This is a genomic window from Treponema sp. Marseille-Q4130, assembly GCF_014334325.1.
GTDB lineage: Bacteria > Spirochaetota > Spirochaetia > Treponematales > Treponemataceae > Treponema_D.
Map to the genome: position 1 here is coordinate 1 of NZ_JACSET010000007.1, position 16,942 is coordinate 16,942.

Consider the following 16,942-nt stretch of genomic DNA (forward strand, 5'->3'; position numbering starts at 1 on the left):
CCTTGAATGTGATTTTATCGCTTACTCCTCTGCTCATACTTAAATTTTAGCACAGAACAAATCTTTTGTCTTTAAAAATAATCAGGGCTGTCCTTTCTTTTTGGACAGCCCCATGTTGTTCTCATAAGGTGGTTGCAGTCGGCATTAATACCCTTTGTTACGACGCGGCATGTGAGATAACCCTCCGCACGAATAAAAAAAGTACCGAACAGAGATTGGATTCCGGCCGGATGTTTTTGGAAAGACAATGACAGCGAACTGCAAAGATATTTTCTCTCCTCTTGCCCAAGAACGATTACGGTCTTTTTATCCGGTTGCTTTTGCAAAAAAATATCCCAATGCCGGCAAAACTCAGGTCTGGCAGTGGGTGTTTCCTCAAGCTTGCCGATGGCGTAACAAAGAAACCGGCGAGCAGGGACGCCACCATATCGATCCTTCGGTTATTCAGCGTACCCTGCATGAAGCGGTTGATTTATTCCAGCTGATGATAAGGAAGAAAGATGTGATTTTTTGATCCGCAGCAATTTAGATGGAAAAGCATAGATTTTTGTGATATTATACGAAAATGTTGCAAGGATGTTATGAGAACACGCATTGGCGTGCAAGAATGGGAAAAAATGGAAAAAATAATTGATTTTTATGAAAAAAGAATAAAAATTATTCTAGGTATAATTCTTGGAGTTTGCATATTAAATTGTATTATTCACATCTGTAAAGATATAAAAATTTCAGAAGCTGTATTAGGTTTTGGAATAAGTATTGGCTTTTTCTTTATAGCATGGGCAATGGTTTTTATTGTGTTAGGTTTCCAAAAAATAAATCCGTTTTGTCCAAAATCTATTTTTAAGTTTTTTTGTTACTTTGTCATAATAATAAGTACAATTGGCGTTGTTTTAGGAATTATAAATGATACAATCCTTTGCGCGCTTAAAGATAAAAAGGATATATTTCAATTTACATACTCTACAGGCGCATTAGGCTTTATTTATGGGAGCATCTATTTATACAGAAAAACTTTTGGTAAAAATAGTGAATCAGAAGTTTCCGGAAGAAAAATTGAAAAATCAGATGAATCAAAAAAGAAAAAAATTATAAAATATTCTGTTATTTTTGGAGTTGGTTTTGTTGGTGCTATAATAATAGTATGTATTACAATTTTTTCATCATTTTTAAAATCTGAACCATATTTACATTCAATTAAGCTTATTGAAAATAATACAGAAATTTTGGAATATCTTGGTGAAGATTATAAACTTCCCAAAATTATAAGTGGTTCCATGAGCACAAATGGAAATGGGACTGGAAAAGTATCTATTTCATATACAATTAAAGGTAAAAACGGAAGCTCACGGGTTTATGTTGATGCAGAAAAAGAAAATGGAATTTGGAATTATAAAAAAATAATATTTTATAAACAAAAAGGAAAAGTAGATTCTATAGATTTACTTATAAATGAAAAATAGCGCCTAACACCGTTTTCAAAGCCGACAGGTAATCGAGCTGCCTGCGGTTTAAAACAATGTTATGTACACAACGCTATAGGCGTGGTTTTTAGAAAAAGGGGTAATAGAATGATTTTTCCAGGTTTAAAAAAATTGAGCCAAGAATTTGGTTTCAAAAATAACGGAACATATTTTTATGGATTTATAAATAATACATATGTTATGTTTGCAGATGGGGCGAATCGGAAAAATGTGTGTTTCAGATTTCCAATTGAATTAAATGAAGGTGATAAAAAAAAATTTTATCTTGGAAAAGGAAAGGATATGCAAAAAGTATAGATTTTTTTGACGATCAGTCTTTTGATGTTTATATTGTATTTACGGAATATTTTTTACCTTTCAAAATTTCAAAAATAAAAGAAGTAATTGAAGACATAACTGGTTATATTAAACAAAAATACCCGCAAGAAAAATCAAAATGCAGTGGAGATAACTGTATAGAAACGGATGGACTTAATATATTTGATATTGATGGTATTCCGTTGCCAATGTGTTCTTCTTGTGCAAAAAGATTAGAAACTAAAATTGAAAATGCGTATGAAGATTTTAGGCTCCAACCAAATAATTATCTTCAAGGTTCAATAGCAGCGATAGTTTTTTCTATTCCTGGAATATTAGTAACATTCATTTTATTTTTGTTAGGTAGAATCGCAGGTGCGTCAGGTTTAATATATTTTTATCTTTCACAAAAAGGCTATGTTTGGGCAAAAGGCAAAATGAACAAGATAGGTGTACTTATAATTTCTTTAATAAGTTTGGTATATACGGCTGTCGGAGTATATTTAAGTTATATTGCTGTTATTATAAAAGAAGTATTAAAGCTTCCAGAAATAAAAGGTTATCCGATATTTGAAATTGTAAAGCTTTCTTTTGAATCAGTAAAAGAACCTGAAGTCAAAAAAGAATTACTTACAAATATATATTTATCGTTGTTTTTGTGCGGTATTTGTATTTTAATAAATATGATTCAGTTATTAAAATCAACTGGCAAGGTAAAAATAAAAAAAGCATAACAAGGTTTTCAAAGCCGATAAAAACTTTGTCACAACAGTTGCTTTCCGCAGCTTTTCGCCGCTGCAACTTTTGCACCAATTTTGCGCGTTGCGCAAAAACGTTTTTACGGTTTAAAACGCTGGTTATACGAACGGCCGCAAAATGGAAAATATAAAAGAAATAAATGTTAATTATAATTTCACAACCGATACATATGGTTTTTGGGATGGTTATCGGTTAAACAGAAAAGGGCTTGGAATGTTTAATAATGGTTGTAATCCTGATTCAAAATATAAACAAAAGTACGTAAAATTCTTGTCGTCATATTTACACTGCTCGCAAAGTTTCAGAAAAAGCAGATAGACAATCAACGCTATCCATATTTGTGTTTTGACCGCATTTTCCTTGAGCCGAGTGACGAACAGAACGCCATTTTCGCAGAAATTGCCGAAGGTTTTATAATTACAGTAGCCTAAATTAAACGTAACAGTAGATTTAGGCGCTGTATAATTAGTGCGCGGAAGCGCACACGTGCATCTGCGAGTTTTCGAAAGAAAACTCGAAATTAAATTGAACGGCGCTATTTCAGACGTTCAATTTAAACCTTCGGTTATTGTTCGTATAGGAAATCGCGGAGCGTTTCACGTCCTTGTGAATGCCGAGATGATAGAGGCTGCCGCTTGTGATATGGTTTTATGTTCTAACCCAACTATACCGCGAATTACAGACTTTAAAAAGTACCTTCTTTATCTTGGACGTAGTGAAATTTATTTAAAAGCTCTTGGTCGTATTCTGGAATTGCGCCCTGATGCGCGCAGACATAATCCGCAAGGGTTGATCCGAAAGCCAACGCCTGCTGTAAAGGAGCGCCTTTAAGCATCATGTGCAAAAAACCTGCGGATAAACTGTCTCCGGCGCCGACCGTATCTACGACGGTTATGTCTTTACAGTTCTGCCGGAAAATTTTTCCGTCCTTCGTACAGCAAACCGAACCTTTTTTTCCGAGAGTTACTAAGATTATATCGAGCGGGTATCGGTGAAAAAGCTCCGCTATCGTTTCATCGAAATTCTTTTTACCGATGTCTGCGGCGTTCGCTATAACGGGAATTTCATCGTTATTCATTTTAACGATGGTGGCATGTAGAAGCCCTTGATCGATTATTTCCTTGCTGTAAAAATTTTTACGGATATTTACGTCGAAAAATCTTACAGGTACGTCGATAGAGTCCCATATTCGGCAGAGGGCTTTTCGGTTTTGTTCGCTGCGTTGTGCAAGAGTTCCGTAACATAGAACGTCAAACGGCCCTTTTAGCTCATCGGAAATTTTTATGTCGTCCCAAGCGCACGGCTCGTTAAAAGCGTAGTCGGCTATTCCGTCGACAAGAAAAACTTCGGCTTTTCCGGTAGGAAATTCGCTTATATGAATATGCTCGGAGCCTATTCCGAATTTTTTAACGGTGTCCAACGCCGACCGCCCCAGTTCGTCATCTCCTACCGCACTGACGATAGTTCCCGTTGCGCCGAGTTTTTGAAAATGCGCGGCCACATTTAACGGGGCGCCTCCGATTCTTGCCGAATCTTTGAATATGTCAAAAAGTATTTCTCCGAAACAGATAAATTTCATATTATTCAATCATTATAACATAATAGTCGCTATAAAGCGACCGTATCGTTGCCGTATTGTTACCGCCTGTTTCCGCCGGATTATTGATATCCAAGCGGCGGCGGCAAACCGGTACTGCGGATTTTTAAAAGACGAACGGCAACATACTCCGTCTAAACCGCAAAGTTTATATCACAGAATTCGACGTTGCAGTCTTCCGCTATAAAGCCCAGCTCATATTCGGGTTTTTCATACAGACGATATGAAAAAGCGATTTTTTCGTCAATGAATATGTCTATATTATCCTTTTCAACGAGCAGGCAGATCTTTATCCATGAATTTACATCAAAGGCAAAAGATTTTTCGCAAACCCTAAAGCCGTCAGGGCCCGGCATTTTCGGTTTGGGGATAGCCTGGCAGGATTGCTGCCAAAACGGATCCACGGGCATGGGAAGATTTAAAAGGGATACCCTTTGCATGGAATAATCGAATTCCAACTGCAGACAAGTCGATGCGTCGCGATCGCTTTTTAAAAGAATGCCGAAATTGTTATATATTTCATGAGCTCTGCATCGGCAGGAAAATAAATAGGATTCGGGGATGCCGGTGAAAAAACCGTAGGAGCACGTTCCTAAAGAGGATATGTCGATAGATCTGTTGCCGAAGTTAGTCCCGTTTCCTTGGATCTGCATATACTGCCAATCGATCTTTTTAGGATATAGAGAGCGAATTTCAGGCGGCATTTTTACATCCAATTCTCCTTTTGAGTTTTGTACCACTTCGTGCGGGACGCAAAATTTACCGCCCCAATACCATTCTCCCTGATCGCAATCGTCGCCTCTGTCGTGCGCCCAAGCAAAATAAATACGGCGTCCTTCATCGTTTGCCATGGACTTCGCGGCATAGAAGCGTCTGCCGCCTATTCCGTCGGATTTCGGGGTTCTCCACGGGCCGAAAGGCGAACTTGAAACTCTGTAAATGGTATTTACGTATTCCGAAAACCTTGAATAAGATAAATACCAATTTGAACCGATTTTATACATTTCGGGGCATTCGGGACAGTTGGTGTTCCCCGGATAATAAAGAACACGTGAATATGTCCATTTATCCAAGTCCGGGGAAGTATACAATACAACACATCCTCTTCTGGTAATCGCATTGCCTTTAAGCCTTGCAGACAAGATCATCCAATAGGCATTCTCTTCATCATTGTAAAATACGTAAGGATCTCTCCAGTCCAAAGCTTCAAAAAGATCTTCATTAGGTAACAGTATGGGATTCTTTTTATCTTTTTCCCATGTGATGCTGTCTTTGCTGTATGCATGGCATATAGTTTGCTGATATTTTGCTTTAATATTGTATCCGGTATAAAACGCATGGAACATTCCGTTACCGAAAACGACGGAACCCGTCCAAACACCTGAAGAATCCGCATCATCGTTTGTGCCCGGATGTATGGCTACGGGTAATTCTTCCCAGTGAAGCAGATCTTTTGAAATTGTGTGGCACCATGAAGTTCTAAGTCGATCGGGATATACTGTAGTGCCTTGGGGCGGGGTAAGTGAAAAAATATGATATGTGCCGTCATGAAAAAAAGGGATTGCATCGCCTGTTGACGGGCAGTGTTTTGTATGTCTGAATAATTTTGATGTCATTTTTATCCTCCTTAAAAATTCGACAGCCTAACAAAATATCGATTTTATAAGATGTTGAATCAGTGCGCTTTTTGTGCACGGTTTAAGTTTAAACTGAACGGCGTTATTTCGGATGTTCAATTTAAACGTTCATTTATTCTTTTTAATAAAAGAACGCAATATGCCGTTGCCGCCCTTTTGCGTGTCTATCAGGATTGCGATCAAGATGATTATACCCTTTACTATCAATTGCCAAAAAGAGCTTACTCCCAGTAAGTTTAAACCGTTTGAAATGATACCGATGACCATCGCTCCTATTACGGTTCCGCTTAGAAGACCTTTGCCGCCCGACATGGAAATCCCACCGAGTACGCAGGCGGCGATGGCGTCAAGTTCATAGCCGCTTCCTACCGAAGGCTGTCCCGAATACATTCTGCTTGAAAGGACTATTCCCGCAAAAGCGGATAAAAATCCGCTGATGGTATATATCAGCACTTCAACTTTGAAGATAGGCACGCCGCTTAATCTGGCAGATTCTCTGTTGCCGCCGATCGCATATATGTAGGCGCCGAATTTGGTTTTATTCAGCAGAAACGAAAATATAATTATCAGGATTAGCATGTAGACAATCGGCAACGGAATGACATTGAACAAATAGCCCGTCCCTATGTTAACGAAAAAAGATTCCTGAATTCGGGTTGATCTTCCGCCGCTGTATACATAAGCAACGCCGTTTGTAATATTCATCATAGCCATGGTTACAATAAAAGCGGGAACATTGAATTTGGCAATAAACAAACCCGATAAGAATCCCGTAGCCGTGCCTATGAGCAGCCCCAAAATAATAGCCGCCCATATAGGCATACCCTGGGTGACTATAAAGCCTACGGTCAAGGTTCCCGTCATCGCAACGATCTTCCCAACTGAAAGATCAATGCCGCCAAGGATAATTACCAACGACATTCCGATTGCGATATACATATTGATGGAAATTTGTCTTAAAACGGACAAAATATTATTTGCGGTAAAAAATTTATCCGTAAGAAACGTTAATAAGATACATAAAAAAAGCAGAACAACCAATATGCCTGCGTTGTTTTTTAATGTTGCAAACATACCGCGGTTTTTTACTTTTATGATTGTTTTATTGTTCATTATCATCCTCCTGCCGCATATTTCATGATTAATTCCTGCGATAATTCGTTTTTTGTGAGTTGCTTTACCAATCGGCCTCTTTTCATTACACAGACGGAATCGCACATATTAATCACCTCCGGCAGATCGCTGGAGATCAGTATTATTGCCAGTCCGGCTTTTGAAAGTTCATTAATTATTGAATAAATTTCAAATTTGGCGCCCACGTCTACACCCCGCGTAGGTTCATCCAAGATTAATAAGCTGGGATCGGTAGATAACCATTTGGCTATGACAACTTTTTGCTGGTTGCCTCCGGAAAGATTTATAACGTCGGTATCGTAAGATGATGCCTTTATCTTAAAGTTATCCGCATAGTAGTGAATCAGTTTATTCTTCTTTGCAGTGTCTATGGCAAATCCGCGCATGATCCGATCAAGAGACGCAAGTACCATATTAAAACCTACCGAATTGCTCAAAACCAATCCTTGTTTTTTTCTGTCTTCAGGAACAAATCCGATTCCTTTTTTAATAGCTTGAGAAGATTTTTTAAAATAAACGCTTTCACCGTTTAAATATACCTGTCCCTGCGTGCGATGAGGCGTGTTTGCAAAGATGCTCATCATAAGTTCGCTCCGTCCGGCCCCTATAAGGCCTGCAAAGCCGAGGATTTCTCCTTTATGAACTTTGAAAGTTATATCCTTAAAGGATTCACTCGAAAGCCCTTGTACGTCTAAAACAGTTTGAGTGTTTTTAAATGAAATTCCGGTACGAAAATCATATTTCTCTAAAGCGCGTCCTACCATCATGGATACAAGTTCATCCGTATCGGTTTTTTGAGTAAACTTTGTACCGACAAAGTGTCCGTCTCTTATAACGGTGATCCTGTCGGAAATTTGGAATAATTCTTCCATTCTGTGAGAAATATAGATGATGCTTACTTCTTGTTTTTTTAAACGCTCGATCGTCCGGAAAAGAGTATTTACGTCTTCTTTTCCTATTGAGGAGGTAGGTTCGTCCATGACAAGTATTTTGGCATTAAATGAGATGGCCTTAACTATTTCAACCATCTGCTGTTGTGCTATTGTCAATTCTTCAACTCTCCGTGTGACGTCAAGATCCACCCCGAGAGAGTTTAACTTGTCCTTCGCTTCAAGGATCATTGCCTTTTCGTCAAGAATTCCTGTTTTTTTTGTTATCTCCCGTCCAAGAAAAATATTTCTGTAAACCGGTATGGAAGGAACCAGCATTATTTCCTGATGGATTATTCCTATGCCGTATTCTCGGGCGGTATGTACATTTTTAATTTCAACAGGAGCTCCGTTTAAACTTATCGATCCCGAATCCGGTCTATATATGCCTCCGAGCACTTTTATTAGAGTAGATTTTCCTGCACCGTTTTCGCCAAGCAGAGCGTGTACCTCTCCTCTTTCCAGTGAAAAATCTATTCCGTTGAGCGCATAAACACCTGAAAATGATTTTGATATGTTTTTCATTTCCAGAATCGGACCATTCATAATATTACCCTTGAAAACATGTAAAACGAAGGAAAGGAATGCTTTCCTTCGTTTTGGTTATTATTGAAAATTACTGCCAGTCGTTGAGTGTTTTTTTAGCTTCGTCTATGGAAACCAAGTGGGAAGCAAGGTAAACGGAATTTTTGATCTGCTTGCCGCTTAGCACATCAAGTCCTTGCTGGAATGCGTATTTTACGATTTCTATAGGTACCTGTGCGGCTACGGCTGCAAATTCTCCGTCCAGCAGAGCTTTTTTTCCGCTGGGAGAAGCATCTATGCTGTATACTTTTATTTTACCGCTTTTATTTGCAGCTTTTACCGCTGCAGCGGCTCCTAACGCCGACGGATCGTTTATGCAGAAAAAGGCCTTTAGATCAGGGTTAGCCGTAATGATATCTTCGGCGAGTTTTAAAGATGCATCCAAAGCCGCTTTTCCGTCCTGCTGCGCCGTTATGTTGAATTTACTCTTATTGGATCCAAGTCCGTTTAAAAATCCGTTTACGCGATCTACACAGCTTTCGTTTGACGGAAAATCCAGAATTGCAATTTGTCCGCCGGAAGGAAAGTCCTTGACCATCTGTTGCCCGACAAGCTGCCCGGCCATATAACAATCCGTTGCTACAACCGATAAAACCAAGCCCAAATCCGCCTTTCCTACGGATGTATCGACATTGATTACGGGAACACCCGCATTTTTAAGCTCGATAAGTCCTGCAGTAATACCGTTTGAATCCACGGGAATTACGAATACCATGTCATAGCCTTGAGTCGCAACATCCGATAGTTGATTCAGCTGTTTATTCAGATCGTAGTCCGGATCCAGACAAGTATATTCAATATTTTTTTCGGCACAAAGTTTTTTAAAAGTGTCGTTCATTGTACTCTGAAATGTGTTGTTCTGCGTGTTCGGCAAAAAAGCAAATCTAAGAGATTTCGATTTTTTCTCATTTTCTCCTCCGGCAAACATTGCCATAGAAACAACACACAGCGATAAAATTATGCTGACTGTTTTTTTCATATTACATCCTCCTTGTTTGACGGAATACGCCCGCCCTTGTTTTACGTAAATATTAACACGATACAAAGTATATGTCAACAAATTTATTTTAATATTTATTTTACATAGACTTTTTCTTTAATTTTACGTAAAATACTGTAAAGTACAAATAATCTGTATAGCTTTGTACATTATAATAGAAAAACCTGTAAAAAATATCAGGCTGTTTCTTTTTACACGCACACAGAAGCTTTTATCCTTGTTATTCTCTGTGTTTTATGCAATCATATATTATTATTTTACGTAAAATTTGAGGAATACCGATGGCAAATAATAAAAAAGTTACCTTACAGGATGTAGCTGAAAGAGCGGGGGTATCGATTGCAACCGTCTCTCATGCAATAAATCATACAAGGTTTGTCGCCGAGAACTTGAATGAAAAAGTATTTAAGGCTATTGCAGAGCTGGGGTATGTCACTGACAACATAAAAGATACCGGTTTGAAAAAGCGAAACAAATGTTCCGTGATCTGCCTATTATTACCCAATCTTTCCGGTACCGTAAATCTTCAAATTGCCACTATGCTGGGAATCTATTTCATGTCACATAATTACCGCTTTATCGTGGAGATTACGAGTAATAACATATCGCAAGAAAAAGACATACTTACTTCTTTAGCAGCCGATAAAACTATTGCAGGCATATTTATTATACCTACCACAAATAACATTGCAAATTATAAACGTTTAATAAAAATAAACAAACCCATAGTTTTTTTGGACGGAAAACTTAACTCTAAAAACATATATCAAATAATTTCCGATTATAAAAAGGCCGTCTACCTTAGTACACAGCAGCTTTTGCTCTGCAAACACCATGACATTGCTCTTATTGTTTTAGAAAATGACCCATCGAGGGCTTCAGAACAGCTTGAAGGGTACAGAGAAGCCGTGGCAGAGCACAATGTTTTTTTTAGAGATTCTCTGGTTCTTACCGTTGACTCGGAGCAATCTATGGAAAATCAAGAGCATAAGATCAGAACGTTTTTAGAAGACATAAAACCTACAGCCTGCATAACATGCGGAAACAATCTTACCTTGTCGTTAATTAAAGTCCTTCAAATACTTGGTTTGGATTGCCCTGAAGACATATCCGTTATCGGATACGGAGATTCTCCTTGGAGTGAATTGTACTCTCCCCCGTTGACTGTATTAAAACAGAATGTTTCAAAAATTATAGAAAGTTCGAATGTCCTTATGATGAAACTTTTACAAGGTGAAAGACCCGAAACAAAGAAGATTGTCATACCGATTGAAATTATACAAGGTAAATCTATACAGATGATCAGCATGGGGCCATTTGGAGAAAAGGCAACCGCACCCGAAGAATTGGAATTAACGCAAAGGGAAAAAGAGATTATCAGAAATAAAAAACCCAAGGTTGCGATTTCTCTTCATTACGGAGGAACCGCATGGGCAAGATTGCACGAACAAGGGATCAGAGAAACCCTGGGAAATCTTGGAATTTCGGTAATATCCGTTATGGATGCGGATTTCGATCCTAAACTGCAACTTGCACAGCTGGATGCGATTAGATTGCAAAAACCCGACGCTCTGATCGCAATACCTACCGATGATAATCTTACGTCTCTTAAATTTACGGAATTGTCAAAACAGATGAAACTTATTTTTTTAAGCAATGTTCCCGCCGGTTTTAATGCCGACGCCTATGTTTCATGTGTTTCGGTAAATGAAAACGAAAACGGAAGGAATGTCGGAACACTGCTTGGCGAATATTACAAAAAAAGGGAACATGTGACGGTGGGCTTTCTTGTCCATGGAATACCTTTTTACGGAACACAGATAAGAGATTCTACAGCGGAGAAACTTGTCAGAGAGTATTATACTAATGTAAATATTTTTGCATGTGAAAAATTTATCTCGATTTCAAACGCATACAAAACCTGCTATGACTTGGTTAACTCATGCCCTGAAATCGAGGGTTTATATATTTCATGGGATCAGCCTGCGCTTGAAGCGATTCGTGCTCTTACCGATTTAAAAAGATTGGATATTGCCGTGTTCACATGTGATCTTGATCATGATATTTCAATGAATATGTTGCGCAAAAAAATGGTAAAAGGTTTAAGCACTCAGCGCCCGTATGAACAAGGAGTTGCAGCTGCAATGGCTGTTGCAAAATCCTTGGTTTCAAATAAAAAAATTAAATACATCGGCGTTGATCCGTATGTTGTAAAACCCAAACAGCTTATAAAAGCATGGAAAGATATCATGCATGAAAAGCTACCGGCTGATTTGGAAAAAGAACTAAAGAATAATTTTTTATAAAAAAACTATACGGGCACCGCAAAATAAAAAAATAATGGGGGCATGATAAAATCGTAAGAGACTGAATGGGAACTTCGCAACGAAGTTTCCAGCGGAATGGAACACACTATCGATTAGACTTTCCGCTGAAGCAAGACGGAGGTCATCATGACAGTTTACCGTGCATGTAAGAGTTGAGGACAAGATTGAAAATTTGTCTGAAATCAAGCAGTACCCGACAACAGCATCCGGTTATACGAAGTTTTTTGAAAGAATTGCCGGGTACAAGGCGGCGGACTTTGCAGTTAAAATCGGAGTGGAGTCAACCGGCAACACCAGATTCTTCAAGAATCAGGTTGAGAAAGCCGGAGCGGAAGTGACGGTAATCAATACATTGAAGTTTAAGATAATCAACGAATCGACGAAGAAAACCGACAAGTATGGGGCTTGATGATGAGCTTAGAAGCTTACAAAGTAAAAAAGGGCGCCAAAAAGGTCTTCACAGTCTCAAAAAACTATGCAAAACAAAGCAAAAGTCATGTCTACGGAACGCGCTACGAGAAAGGCTTTCATTCGGCATATATGCTAGTTCTGCAGCATGCCGTTTTCTTTCAACCACGCCTCTATGTCTTCGTTCCAGCGTGTCTCTTTCATAAAGGCGCCCTCGAGCATACCGAAACCGTGTCCGCCCGTTTCGTATTGCGCAAAGCGGCACGGTATATTTTTCGCTTTGAGAGCGGCGTACAGGAGACGGCTGTTTTCGAATTTGACGACCGGATCGTCGCGGCAGGCGAGGATGTATGTCGGCGGCATTGTCGGAGGAATTTGCTTTTCCATGGAAAAGCGTTCTTTTCGTTCTTCGCTCATATTTTTTCCGAGCAGGCTTTTCCGCGACCACTTGTTTGCGATATCGTCGCGCATCGAAACGACGGGATAGATCGCCATAACGCAGTCGGGGCGCAGGCTTACTTTCACATCGATGCCGAGCTTTGCAAGTTCGTTGCCGCGTTCGGCAAAGGCGCCCGCCATCGTCACTAAGTGTCCGCCTGCGGAAAAACCGATCGCGCCGACTCTGCCGGGATCGATGCCGTAGTCGCGTGCGTTTTCGCGTACGAGCTGGATCGCCCGCTGTATGTCTTCGAGCTGGGCGGGGTGATGAGCGCCTCCTTGGGCGACGCGGTAGCGCAGTACGAAAGTCGTAACGCCGAGCGCGTTGAATCGCTTTGCAGTACAGTGCCCTTCGTTATACATACCCAAGTGGTGATAGCTTCCGCCGGGGCAAATGATGAGAGCTGCCCCGTTTGCGTTTTCGGGCTTGCTCATAAACATGACCGAATCGCAGTTTTTCATACTCCGTACGCCCTGCCACAAAAAAACGGCGCGGCGGGAAGCGGAAAGAGGAAAGGCGGAAAAGACAATAAAAAGAACCGTACATACCGTACGAGTGCGGCGCATATTTGTTTTGATATTTTTTTTACCGTTTGCAAAGAAGCGCAATGCCGTTATATTGAAACGATGCAAGCTTTCGATTTTTTTATGCATGGTAAAAACTTACCCGAATACGACCCTTCCGTCAATGCGCAAAAAACTGAAATAAAAACAAAAATAAAATTATTTGCTTTTTTTTGTTTTTTCGGTATATTATATATAATACTATGTCTTGGAGGACACTATGCTATTTTACATATGCAGACATTGCGGCACAATCGTCAGCATGATTCACAAGGGAGGCTGCCTTCCGTCCTGTTGCGGAGAAGAGATGCAGGAACTCAAAGCGAACACGACCGACGCTGCGCAGGAAAAGCACGTGCCGGTCATCACGGTCAAAGGCAGCGAAGTTCATGTCGCCGTCGGTTCCGCCGTCCATCCGATGGAAGCCGATCACTATATTCAGTGGATCGCAATAGAAACAGAACAGGGCGTCCAGCGCAAGTCGCTTAAACCCGGAGAAAAGCCCGAAGCGTCGTTTGCGCTTGCTTCAGGCGACAAATTGATTGCGGCATACGAGTACTGCAATAAGCACGGACTCTGGAAGGCAAAAGCCTAAGCGCCGGAACACCGATGATGATGAAAACTTTTGCCGCAGTGATTTTCGATATGGACGGGGTTTTGCTCGACAGCGAAACCGTCTGCGATCTTGTGTGGCGTAAAGCGGCAAAAGAGTGCGGCATTGACGATATCGAGTACCTTATCGAAAAGAACCGCGGATGCAATTATGCCGACACCCGTGCCTCGCTCGAACACGATTTGCAAAGCGTATCCGCGGCCGATAGATTTATGAATCGCATCGCCGTGCTGTTCAATAAAATCGAAACGGAAGAGGGGCTTCCTTCGATGAAAGGCGCGCGTGAGGCGCTTGAATATTTGACAAAAAAAGGCTACCGCATCGCGCTTGCCTCTTCCACCGACGGAGATGCCGTGCGCCGTCAGATGAAAAACGCAGGTTTTATCGATTTTTTCGAAACGCTTACGACAGGCGATACGGTCGCGCGCGGAAAACCGGATCCCGAAATCTACGAGCGCGCCTGCGCATCGCTCGGTCTTTCGCCCGATGTCTGCTGTGCGATCGAAGATTCGCCGAACGGTATGCGGAGCGCGTACAGAGCGGGACTTTCGTGCATCATGGTGCCCGATAAAATTGCACCCGACGATGAAATGAAAAAAATCGCGATGTGCATATTGCCGTCTCTCGATGCGATCGGCACGGTTTTGTAATCGCATCGGCGAACGCGAGGGCTTCTGCCGGAAGTGCAGCCGATTTTTATATTATATGCCGTTTTTGGAAAATACGGTTTCCGGTGTTGTTGACACGGATCATATACTATTTTGATAAGGATTGAAAATATGAATACACGTACGATCGGAATTATTATTTTTATGGGGGCGATAATGTTTTTTTCGTGTTTTGCAAAAGAAAATGAAAAAAAATCGGCAGAGCAATTCACATCGATTTCTATGGATGAAGCTGCAAAGCTTATGGAAACGGAAAAGGATTTTATCCTCATCGACGTGCGCCGTCCCGATGAATACAAAGCGGGACACATTCCGGGCGCCGTCCTTTTAACAAACGAAACGATTACCGAAGAGAGTGCCGCACACATTTTGAAAAATAAAAATCAAAAAATTCTCGTTTACTGCAGGAGCGGACAAAGGAGCCGTGTTGCCGCCGGAAAACTTTCGTCGATGGGATATACAAACGTTGTCAATATCGGCGGCATTATGAGCTGGAAGGGTAAAATCGAAAAATAGCGAGCGGGGAATTTTCGAGTCTGCCCGCGCATGAGACTATACAGCGCGCACTCAACTGTCACCATTCGCGCGGTGACTGTCGACTCTTACATCGTTTTCATCGAGACCGAACTGCTCGTTTTCATCGTTCGATCCTGCCGGTTCCACATGAACCATGATGTCGTATACGTCGGGGATAGCCTTTCTGACGGCGGCTTCCACTTCACACGCGATTTCGTGCGCGGACGATACGCTCATATCGGCATCCACTTCGATATCCAAATCGATATCCCAATATGATGCGATTTTTCTGATCCGTGCGCGATGGGGATGCGACACCCCCTGCACGGAAGATGCTGCATCGAAAAGGCGCTTGTATATACCCCTGTCGGTGTTGCCGTCCATCAACTCGGTATTCGTATCGGAAAAGATCGCGATCGCGTTTTTGATAACCCAAACGCTTACGAGAAGAGCGGTAACGGGATCGAGTGAAGGGCAACGGAAAAGACGCGCAGCACCGATACCTAAAAGCACGCCCCCCGACATAACGATGTCGCTTTTCATATTCTGCGCATTCGCTTGGATCATGGCGCTGCCGCTTTTTTTGCCGAGTCTGTACTGCGTTACGGCGAGAATCGCTTTTCCTCCGATCGACAGCGCGGCAGCCGCGATGGCCGCAATGCTCACTTCGGTTTTATACGAATGTTTGACAAGCTGACTGACGGACGAAAGAGCGAGCTGCGTGCCGGCAAAAAAGATGACGAAGGATAAGGCCATCGTTGCCGTTGTCTCAGCCCTACCGTGCCCCCACGGATGTTCTCTGTCGCTCGGTCGAGAGATGACAGTGCTCACGATGAGCGTCATAAGCGCGATCGCGACATCGGTGAGCGAATCGATGCCGTCGCCCAAAACGGCAAGGCTTCCGGAAAGTTTCGCAAGAGCGATCTTCGCGCCGCCGAGCGCGAGGTTTCCGAAAAGCGCGATATAGCCCGCCCGCCTGATAAGCGATGTATGTATTTCGTTTTTATCGGTCGATTCGGAATTCATAGCGGATAATATTAACAAAATATTCAGCGTATCGCAAGCGCCGCGTTGCGGGGTACAGGTATCGCAAACGCGGCCTTGGCGACCTGTACGTTGACGGCGCCGCACATTTCCGTATTTTTCAACAGCCTTTGACGGCGGCGCTTTCGTCCCAATCTTCGACGATTTTGACGCCGCTCGACGTTCCGAGCCTGTTCGCACCGGCGGAAAGCATCGCCGAAGCGGTTTCTGCGGAGCGTATGCCGCCGGAAGCTTTTACGCCGAGCGCGCTGCCGACCGTTTTCCGCATGAGTTCGACGTGATGAGATGTCGCTCCGTTCGGAAGCGGCTTTCCGTCATCTCCTTTCGGATTTGCGAAGCCCGTCGATGTTTTAACAAAATCGGCTCCGGCCTTCGCCGCGCAGGTGCAGCACGAAGCGATCTCTTCATCTGAAAGAAAGCAGGTTTCAAGGATCACTTTTACGACGACGCTCTTTCCCGCTTTTTTTGCGGCATCCCGCGCCGAATCGGTGACGGCTTTGATGTCCGCTTCGACATCGTTGAAGCGGCCGTCCTTTGCCGCCCCTATATCGATCACCATATCGACTTCATCGGCTCCGTCTTTGATCGCGTGATCGGCTTCAAACGCTTTCACGGCGCTTGCATTCGCACCGAGCGGAAAGCCGATGACCGTACACACGCGTACACTCGAACCTGCCAGTTCCGAAGCCGCGAGCCGTACGTAGACGGGGTTCACGCATACCGATGCAAAACGATATTTTTTCGCATCCGCACAAAGTTTCCGTATTTTTTCCGCCCCCGCTTCCGGCGCCAAAAGCGTGTGATCGATCATCGATGCAACAGTTTCTTTTTTCATAATCATCCTCTTTTGTTCTGTACATACAGTATAACAGTCTTGCGCGGTTTTCGGCAATAGTGTATTATTTAAGATGTGGTGTGCCGTGTCACGGCGCAAAAAATCAA

16 protein-coding genes and 1 pseudogene are annotated in these 16,942 nt (G+C 42.1%); 9 read left to right on the forward strand and 8 right to left on the reverse strand.

Going from position 1 to position 16,942, the window contains the following annotated elements; translation table 11 throughout:
- Nucleotides 1–310: 310 nt before the first annotated feature.
- From H9I36_RS08400 to H9I36_RS08415, 4 genes and pseudogenes are all read left to right on the forward strand, one after another.
- Nucleotides 311–469: pseudogene (locus H9I36_RS08400) on the forward strand (integron integrase); the annotation flags it as partial.
- A gap of 112 nt (nucleotides 470–581) precedes the next feature.
- Entirely contained in the window at nucleotides 582–1,463 is an 882-nt protein-coding gene (locus tag H9I36_RS08405; RefSeq protein WP_187384912.1) for a cytochrome c oxidase assembly factor Coa1 family protein, read from the forward strand.
- A gap of 108 nt (nucleotides 1,464–1,571) precedes the next feature.
- The gene (locus H9I36_RS08410; RefSeq protein ID WP_187384913.1) at nucleotides 1,572–1,781 is read left to right on the forward strand and encodes a hypothetical protein; all 210 of its coding nucleotides are present in this window, start codon (nucleotides 1,572–1,574) and stop codon (nucleotides 1,779–1,781) included.
- A 209-nt stretch (nucleotides 1,782–1,990) separates the two neighbouring features.
- On the forward strand, nucleotides 1,991–2,515 hold the full coding sequence (locus H9I36_RS08415) for a hypothetical protein (RefSeq protein ID WP_187384914.1): 525 nt from the start codon (nucleotides 1,991–1,993) through the stop codon (nucleotides 2,513–2,515).
- A 710-nt stretch (nucleotides 2,516–3,225) separates the two neighbouring features.
- Here H9I36_RS08415 and H9I36_RS08420 read toward each other — a convergent pair.
- The 5 genes from H9I36_RS08420 to H9I36_RS08440 all read right to left on the reverse strand — a co-directional run bounded on the left by H9I36_RS08420 (nucleotide 3,226) and on the right by H9I36_RS08440 (nucleotide 9,401).
- Entirely contained in the window at nucleotides 3,226–4,119 is an 894-nt protein-coding gene (locus H9I36_RS08420) for a PfkB family carbohydrate kinase (RefSeq protein ID WP_187384915.1), read from the reverse strand.
- Nucleotides 4,120–4,271: 152 nt separating this feature from the next.
- The gene (locus H9I36_RS08425; RefSeq protein ID WP_187384916.1) at nucleotides 4,272–5,753 is read right to left on the reverse strand and encodes a glycoside hydrolase family protein; all 1,482 of its coding nucleotides are present in this window, start codon (nucleotides 5,751–5,753) and stop codon (nucleotides 4,272–4,274) included.
- Nucleotides 5,754–5,882: 129 nt separating this feature from the next.
- Entirely contained in the window at nucleotides 5,883–6,887 is a 1,005-nt protein-coding gene (locus H9I36_RS08430) for an ABC transporter permease (protein ID WP_021495821.1), read from the reverse strand.
- 2 nt (nucleotides 6,888–6,889) lie between these two features.
- The gene (locus H9I36_RS08435) at nucleotides 6,890–8,383 is read right to left on the reverse strand and encodes a sugar ABC transporter ATP-binding protein (protein ID WP_021495815.1); all 1,494 of its coding nucleotides are present in this window, start codon (nucleotides 8,381–8,383) and stop codon (nucleotides 6,890–6,892) included.
- Nucleotides 8,384–8,453: 70 nt separating this feature from the next.
- Complete coding sequence (locus H9I36_RS08440) at nucleotides 8,454–9,401, reverse strand: sugar ABC transporter substrate-binding protein (RefSeq protein WP_187384917.1); 948 nt, start codon at nucleotides 9,399–9,401, stop codon at nucleotides 8,454–8,456.
- 302 nt (nucleotides 9,402–9,703) lie between these two features.
- On the opposite strand from H9I36_RS08440, the gene H9I36_RS08445 reads away from it, so the two are divergent.
- Entirely contained in the window at nucleotides 9,704–11,728 is a 2,025-nt protein-coding gene (locus tag H9I36_RS08445) for a LacI family DNA-binding transcriptional regulator (protein WP_187384918.1), read from the forward strand.
- A 193-nt stretch (nucleotides 11,729–11,921) separates the two neighbouring features.
- Complete coding sequence (locus H9I36_RS08450) at nucleotides 11,922–12,158, forward strand: hypothetical protein (protein WP_187384919.1); 237 nt, start codon at nucleotides 11,922–11,924, stop codon at nucleotides 12,156–12,158.
- Nucleotides 12,159–12,292: 134 nt separating this feature from the next.
- Here H9I36_RS08450 and H9I36_RS08455 read toward each other — a convergent pair whose 3' ends face one another.
- Nucleotides 12,293–13,249, reverse strand: coding sequence for an alpha/beta hydrolase (locus tag H9I36_RS08455; RefSeq protein WP_187384920.1), 957 nt, complete (start codon nucleotides 13,247–13,249; stop codon nucleotides 12,293–12,295).
- Nucleotides 13,250–13,379: 130 nt separating this feature from the next.
- Between H9I36_RS08455 and H9I36_RS08460 the strand changes: the two genes are divergently transcribed.
- From H9I36_RS08460 to H9I36_RS08470, 3 genes are all read left to right on the forward strand, one after another.
- Nucleotides 13,380–13,754 (forward strand): desulfoferrodoxin family protein, encoded by a 375-nt coding sequence (locus H9I36_RS08460; RefSeq protein WP_187384921.1) that lies wholly within the window; start codon nucleotides 13,380–13,382, stop codon nucleotides 13,752–13,754.
- Between the two features lie 14 nt (nucleotides 13,755–13,768).
- Nucleotides 13,769–14,422 (forward strand): HAD family hydrolase, encoded by a 654-nt coding sequence (locus H9I36_RS08465; protein WP_255422714.1) that lies wholly within the window; start codon nucleotides 13,769–13,771, stop codon nucleotides 14,420–14,422.
- Between the two features lie 129 nt (nucleotides 14,423–14,551).
- Complete coding sequence (locus H9I36_RS08470) at nucleotides 14,552–14,956, forward strand: rhodanese-like domain-containing protein (RefSeq protein ID WP_187384922.1); 405 nt, start codon at nucleotides 14,552–14,554, stop codon at nucleotides 14,954–14,956.
- 51 nt (nucleotides 14,957–15,007) lie between these two features.
- Here H9I36_RS08470 and H9I36_RS08475 read toward each other — a convergent pair whose 3' ends face one another.
- Together H9I36_RS08475 and deoC are read right to left on the reverse strand one after the other, a co-directional pair.
- Nucleotides 15,008–15,982, reverse strand: coding sequence for a cation diffusion facilitator family transporter (locus H9I36_RS08475; protein ID WP_187384923.1), 975 nt, complete (start codon nucleotides 15,980–15,982; stop codon nucleotides 15,008–15,010).
- Nucleotides 15,983–16,100: 118 nt separating this feature from the next.
- Nucleotides 16,101–16,835 (reverse strand): deoxyribose-phosphate aldolase, encoded by a 735-nt coding sequence (deoC, locus tag H9I36_RS08480; protein ID WP_187384924.1) that lies wholly within the window; start codon nucleotides 16,833–16,835, stop codon nucleotides 16,101–16,103.
- Nucleotides 16,836–16,942 lie beyond the last annotated feature (107 nt).

What these genes read in the sequence shown, in the direction of transcription:
- H9I36_RS08415 (WP_187384914.1), top strand. Translation starts at nt 1,991, where the DNA reads ATGTGTTCTTCTTGTGCAAAAAGATTAGAAACTAAAATTGAAAATGCG.
- H9I36_RS08455 (WP_187384920.1), bottom strand. Translation starts at nt 13,249, where the DNA reads ATGCATAAAAAAATCGAAAGCTTGCATCGTTTCAATATAACGGCATTG.
- H9I36_RS08465 (WP_255422714.1), top strand. Translation starts at nt 13,769, where the DNA reads ATGATGATGAAAACTTTTGCCGCAGTGATTTTCGATATGGACGGGGTT.
- H9I36_RS08460 (WP_187384921.1), top strand. Translation starts at nt 13,380, where the DNA reads ATGCTATTTTACATATGCAGACATTGCGGCACAATCGTCAGCATGATT.
- H9I36_RS08430 (WP_021495821.1), bottom strand. Translation starts at nt 6,887, where the DNA reads ATGAACAATAAAACAATCATAAAAGTAAAAAACCGCGGTATGTTTGCA.
- deoC (WP_187384924.1), bottom strand. Translation starts at nt 16,835, where the DNA reads ATGAAAAAAGAAACTGTTGCATCGATGATCGATCACACGCTTTTGGCG.
- H9I36_RS08440 (WP_187384917.1), bottom strand. Translation starts at nt 9,401, where the DNA reads ATGAAAAAAACAGTCAGCATAATTTTATCGCTGTGTGTTGTTTCTATG.
- H9I36_RS08445 (WP_187384918.1), top strand. Translation starts at nt 9,704, where the DNA reads ATGGCAAATAATAAAAAAGTTACCTTACAGGATGTAGCTGAAAGAGCG.
- H9I36_RS08425 (WP_187384916.1), bottom strand. Translation starts at nt 5,753, where the DNA reads ATGACATCAAAATTATTCAGACATACAAAACACTGCCCGTCAACAGGC.
- H9I36_RS08470 (WP_187384922.1), top strand. Translation starts at nt 14,552, where the DNA reads ATGAATACACGTACGATCGGAATTATTATTTTTATGGGGGCGATAATG.
- H9I36_RS08435 (WP_021495815.1), bottom strand. Translation starts at nt 8,383, where the DNA reads ATGAATGGTCCGATTCTGGAAATGAAAAACATATCAAAATCATTTTCA.
- H9I36_RS08405 (WP_187384912.1), top strand. Translation starts at nt 582, where the DNA reads ATGAGAACACGCATTGGCGTGCAAGAATGGGAAAAAATGGAAAAAATA.
- H9I36_RS08475 (WP_187384923.1), bottom strand. Translation starts at nt 15,982, where the DNA reads ATGAATTCCGAATCGACCGATAAAAACGAAATACATACATCGCTTATC.
- H9I36_RS08410 (WP_187384913.1), top strand. Translation starts at nt 1,572, where the DNA reads ATGATTTTTCCAGGTTTAAAAAAATTGAGCCAAGAATTTGGTTTCAAA.
- H9I36_RS08420 (WP_187384915.1), bottom strand. Translation starts at nt 4,119, where the DNA reads ATGAAATTTATCTGTTTCGGAGAAATACTTTTTGACATATTCAAAGAT.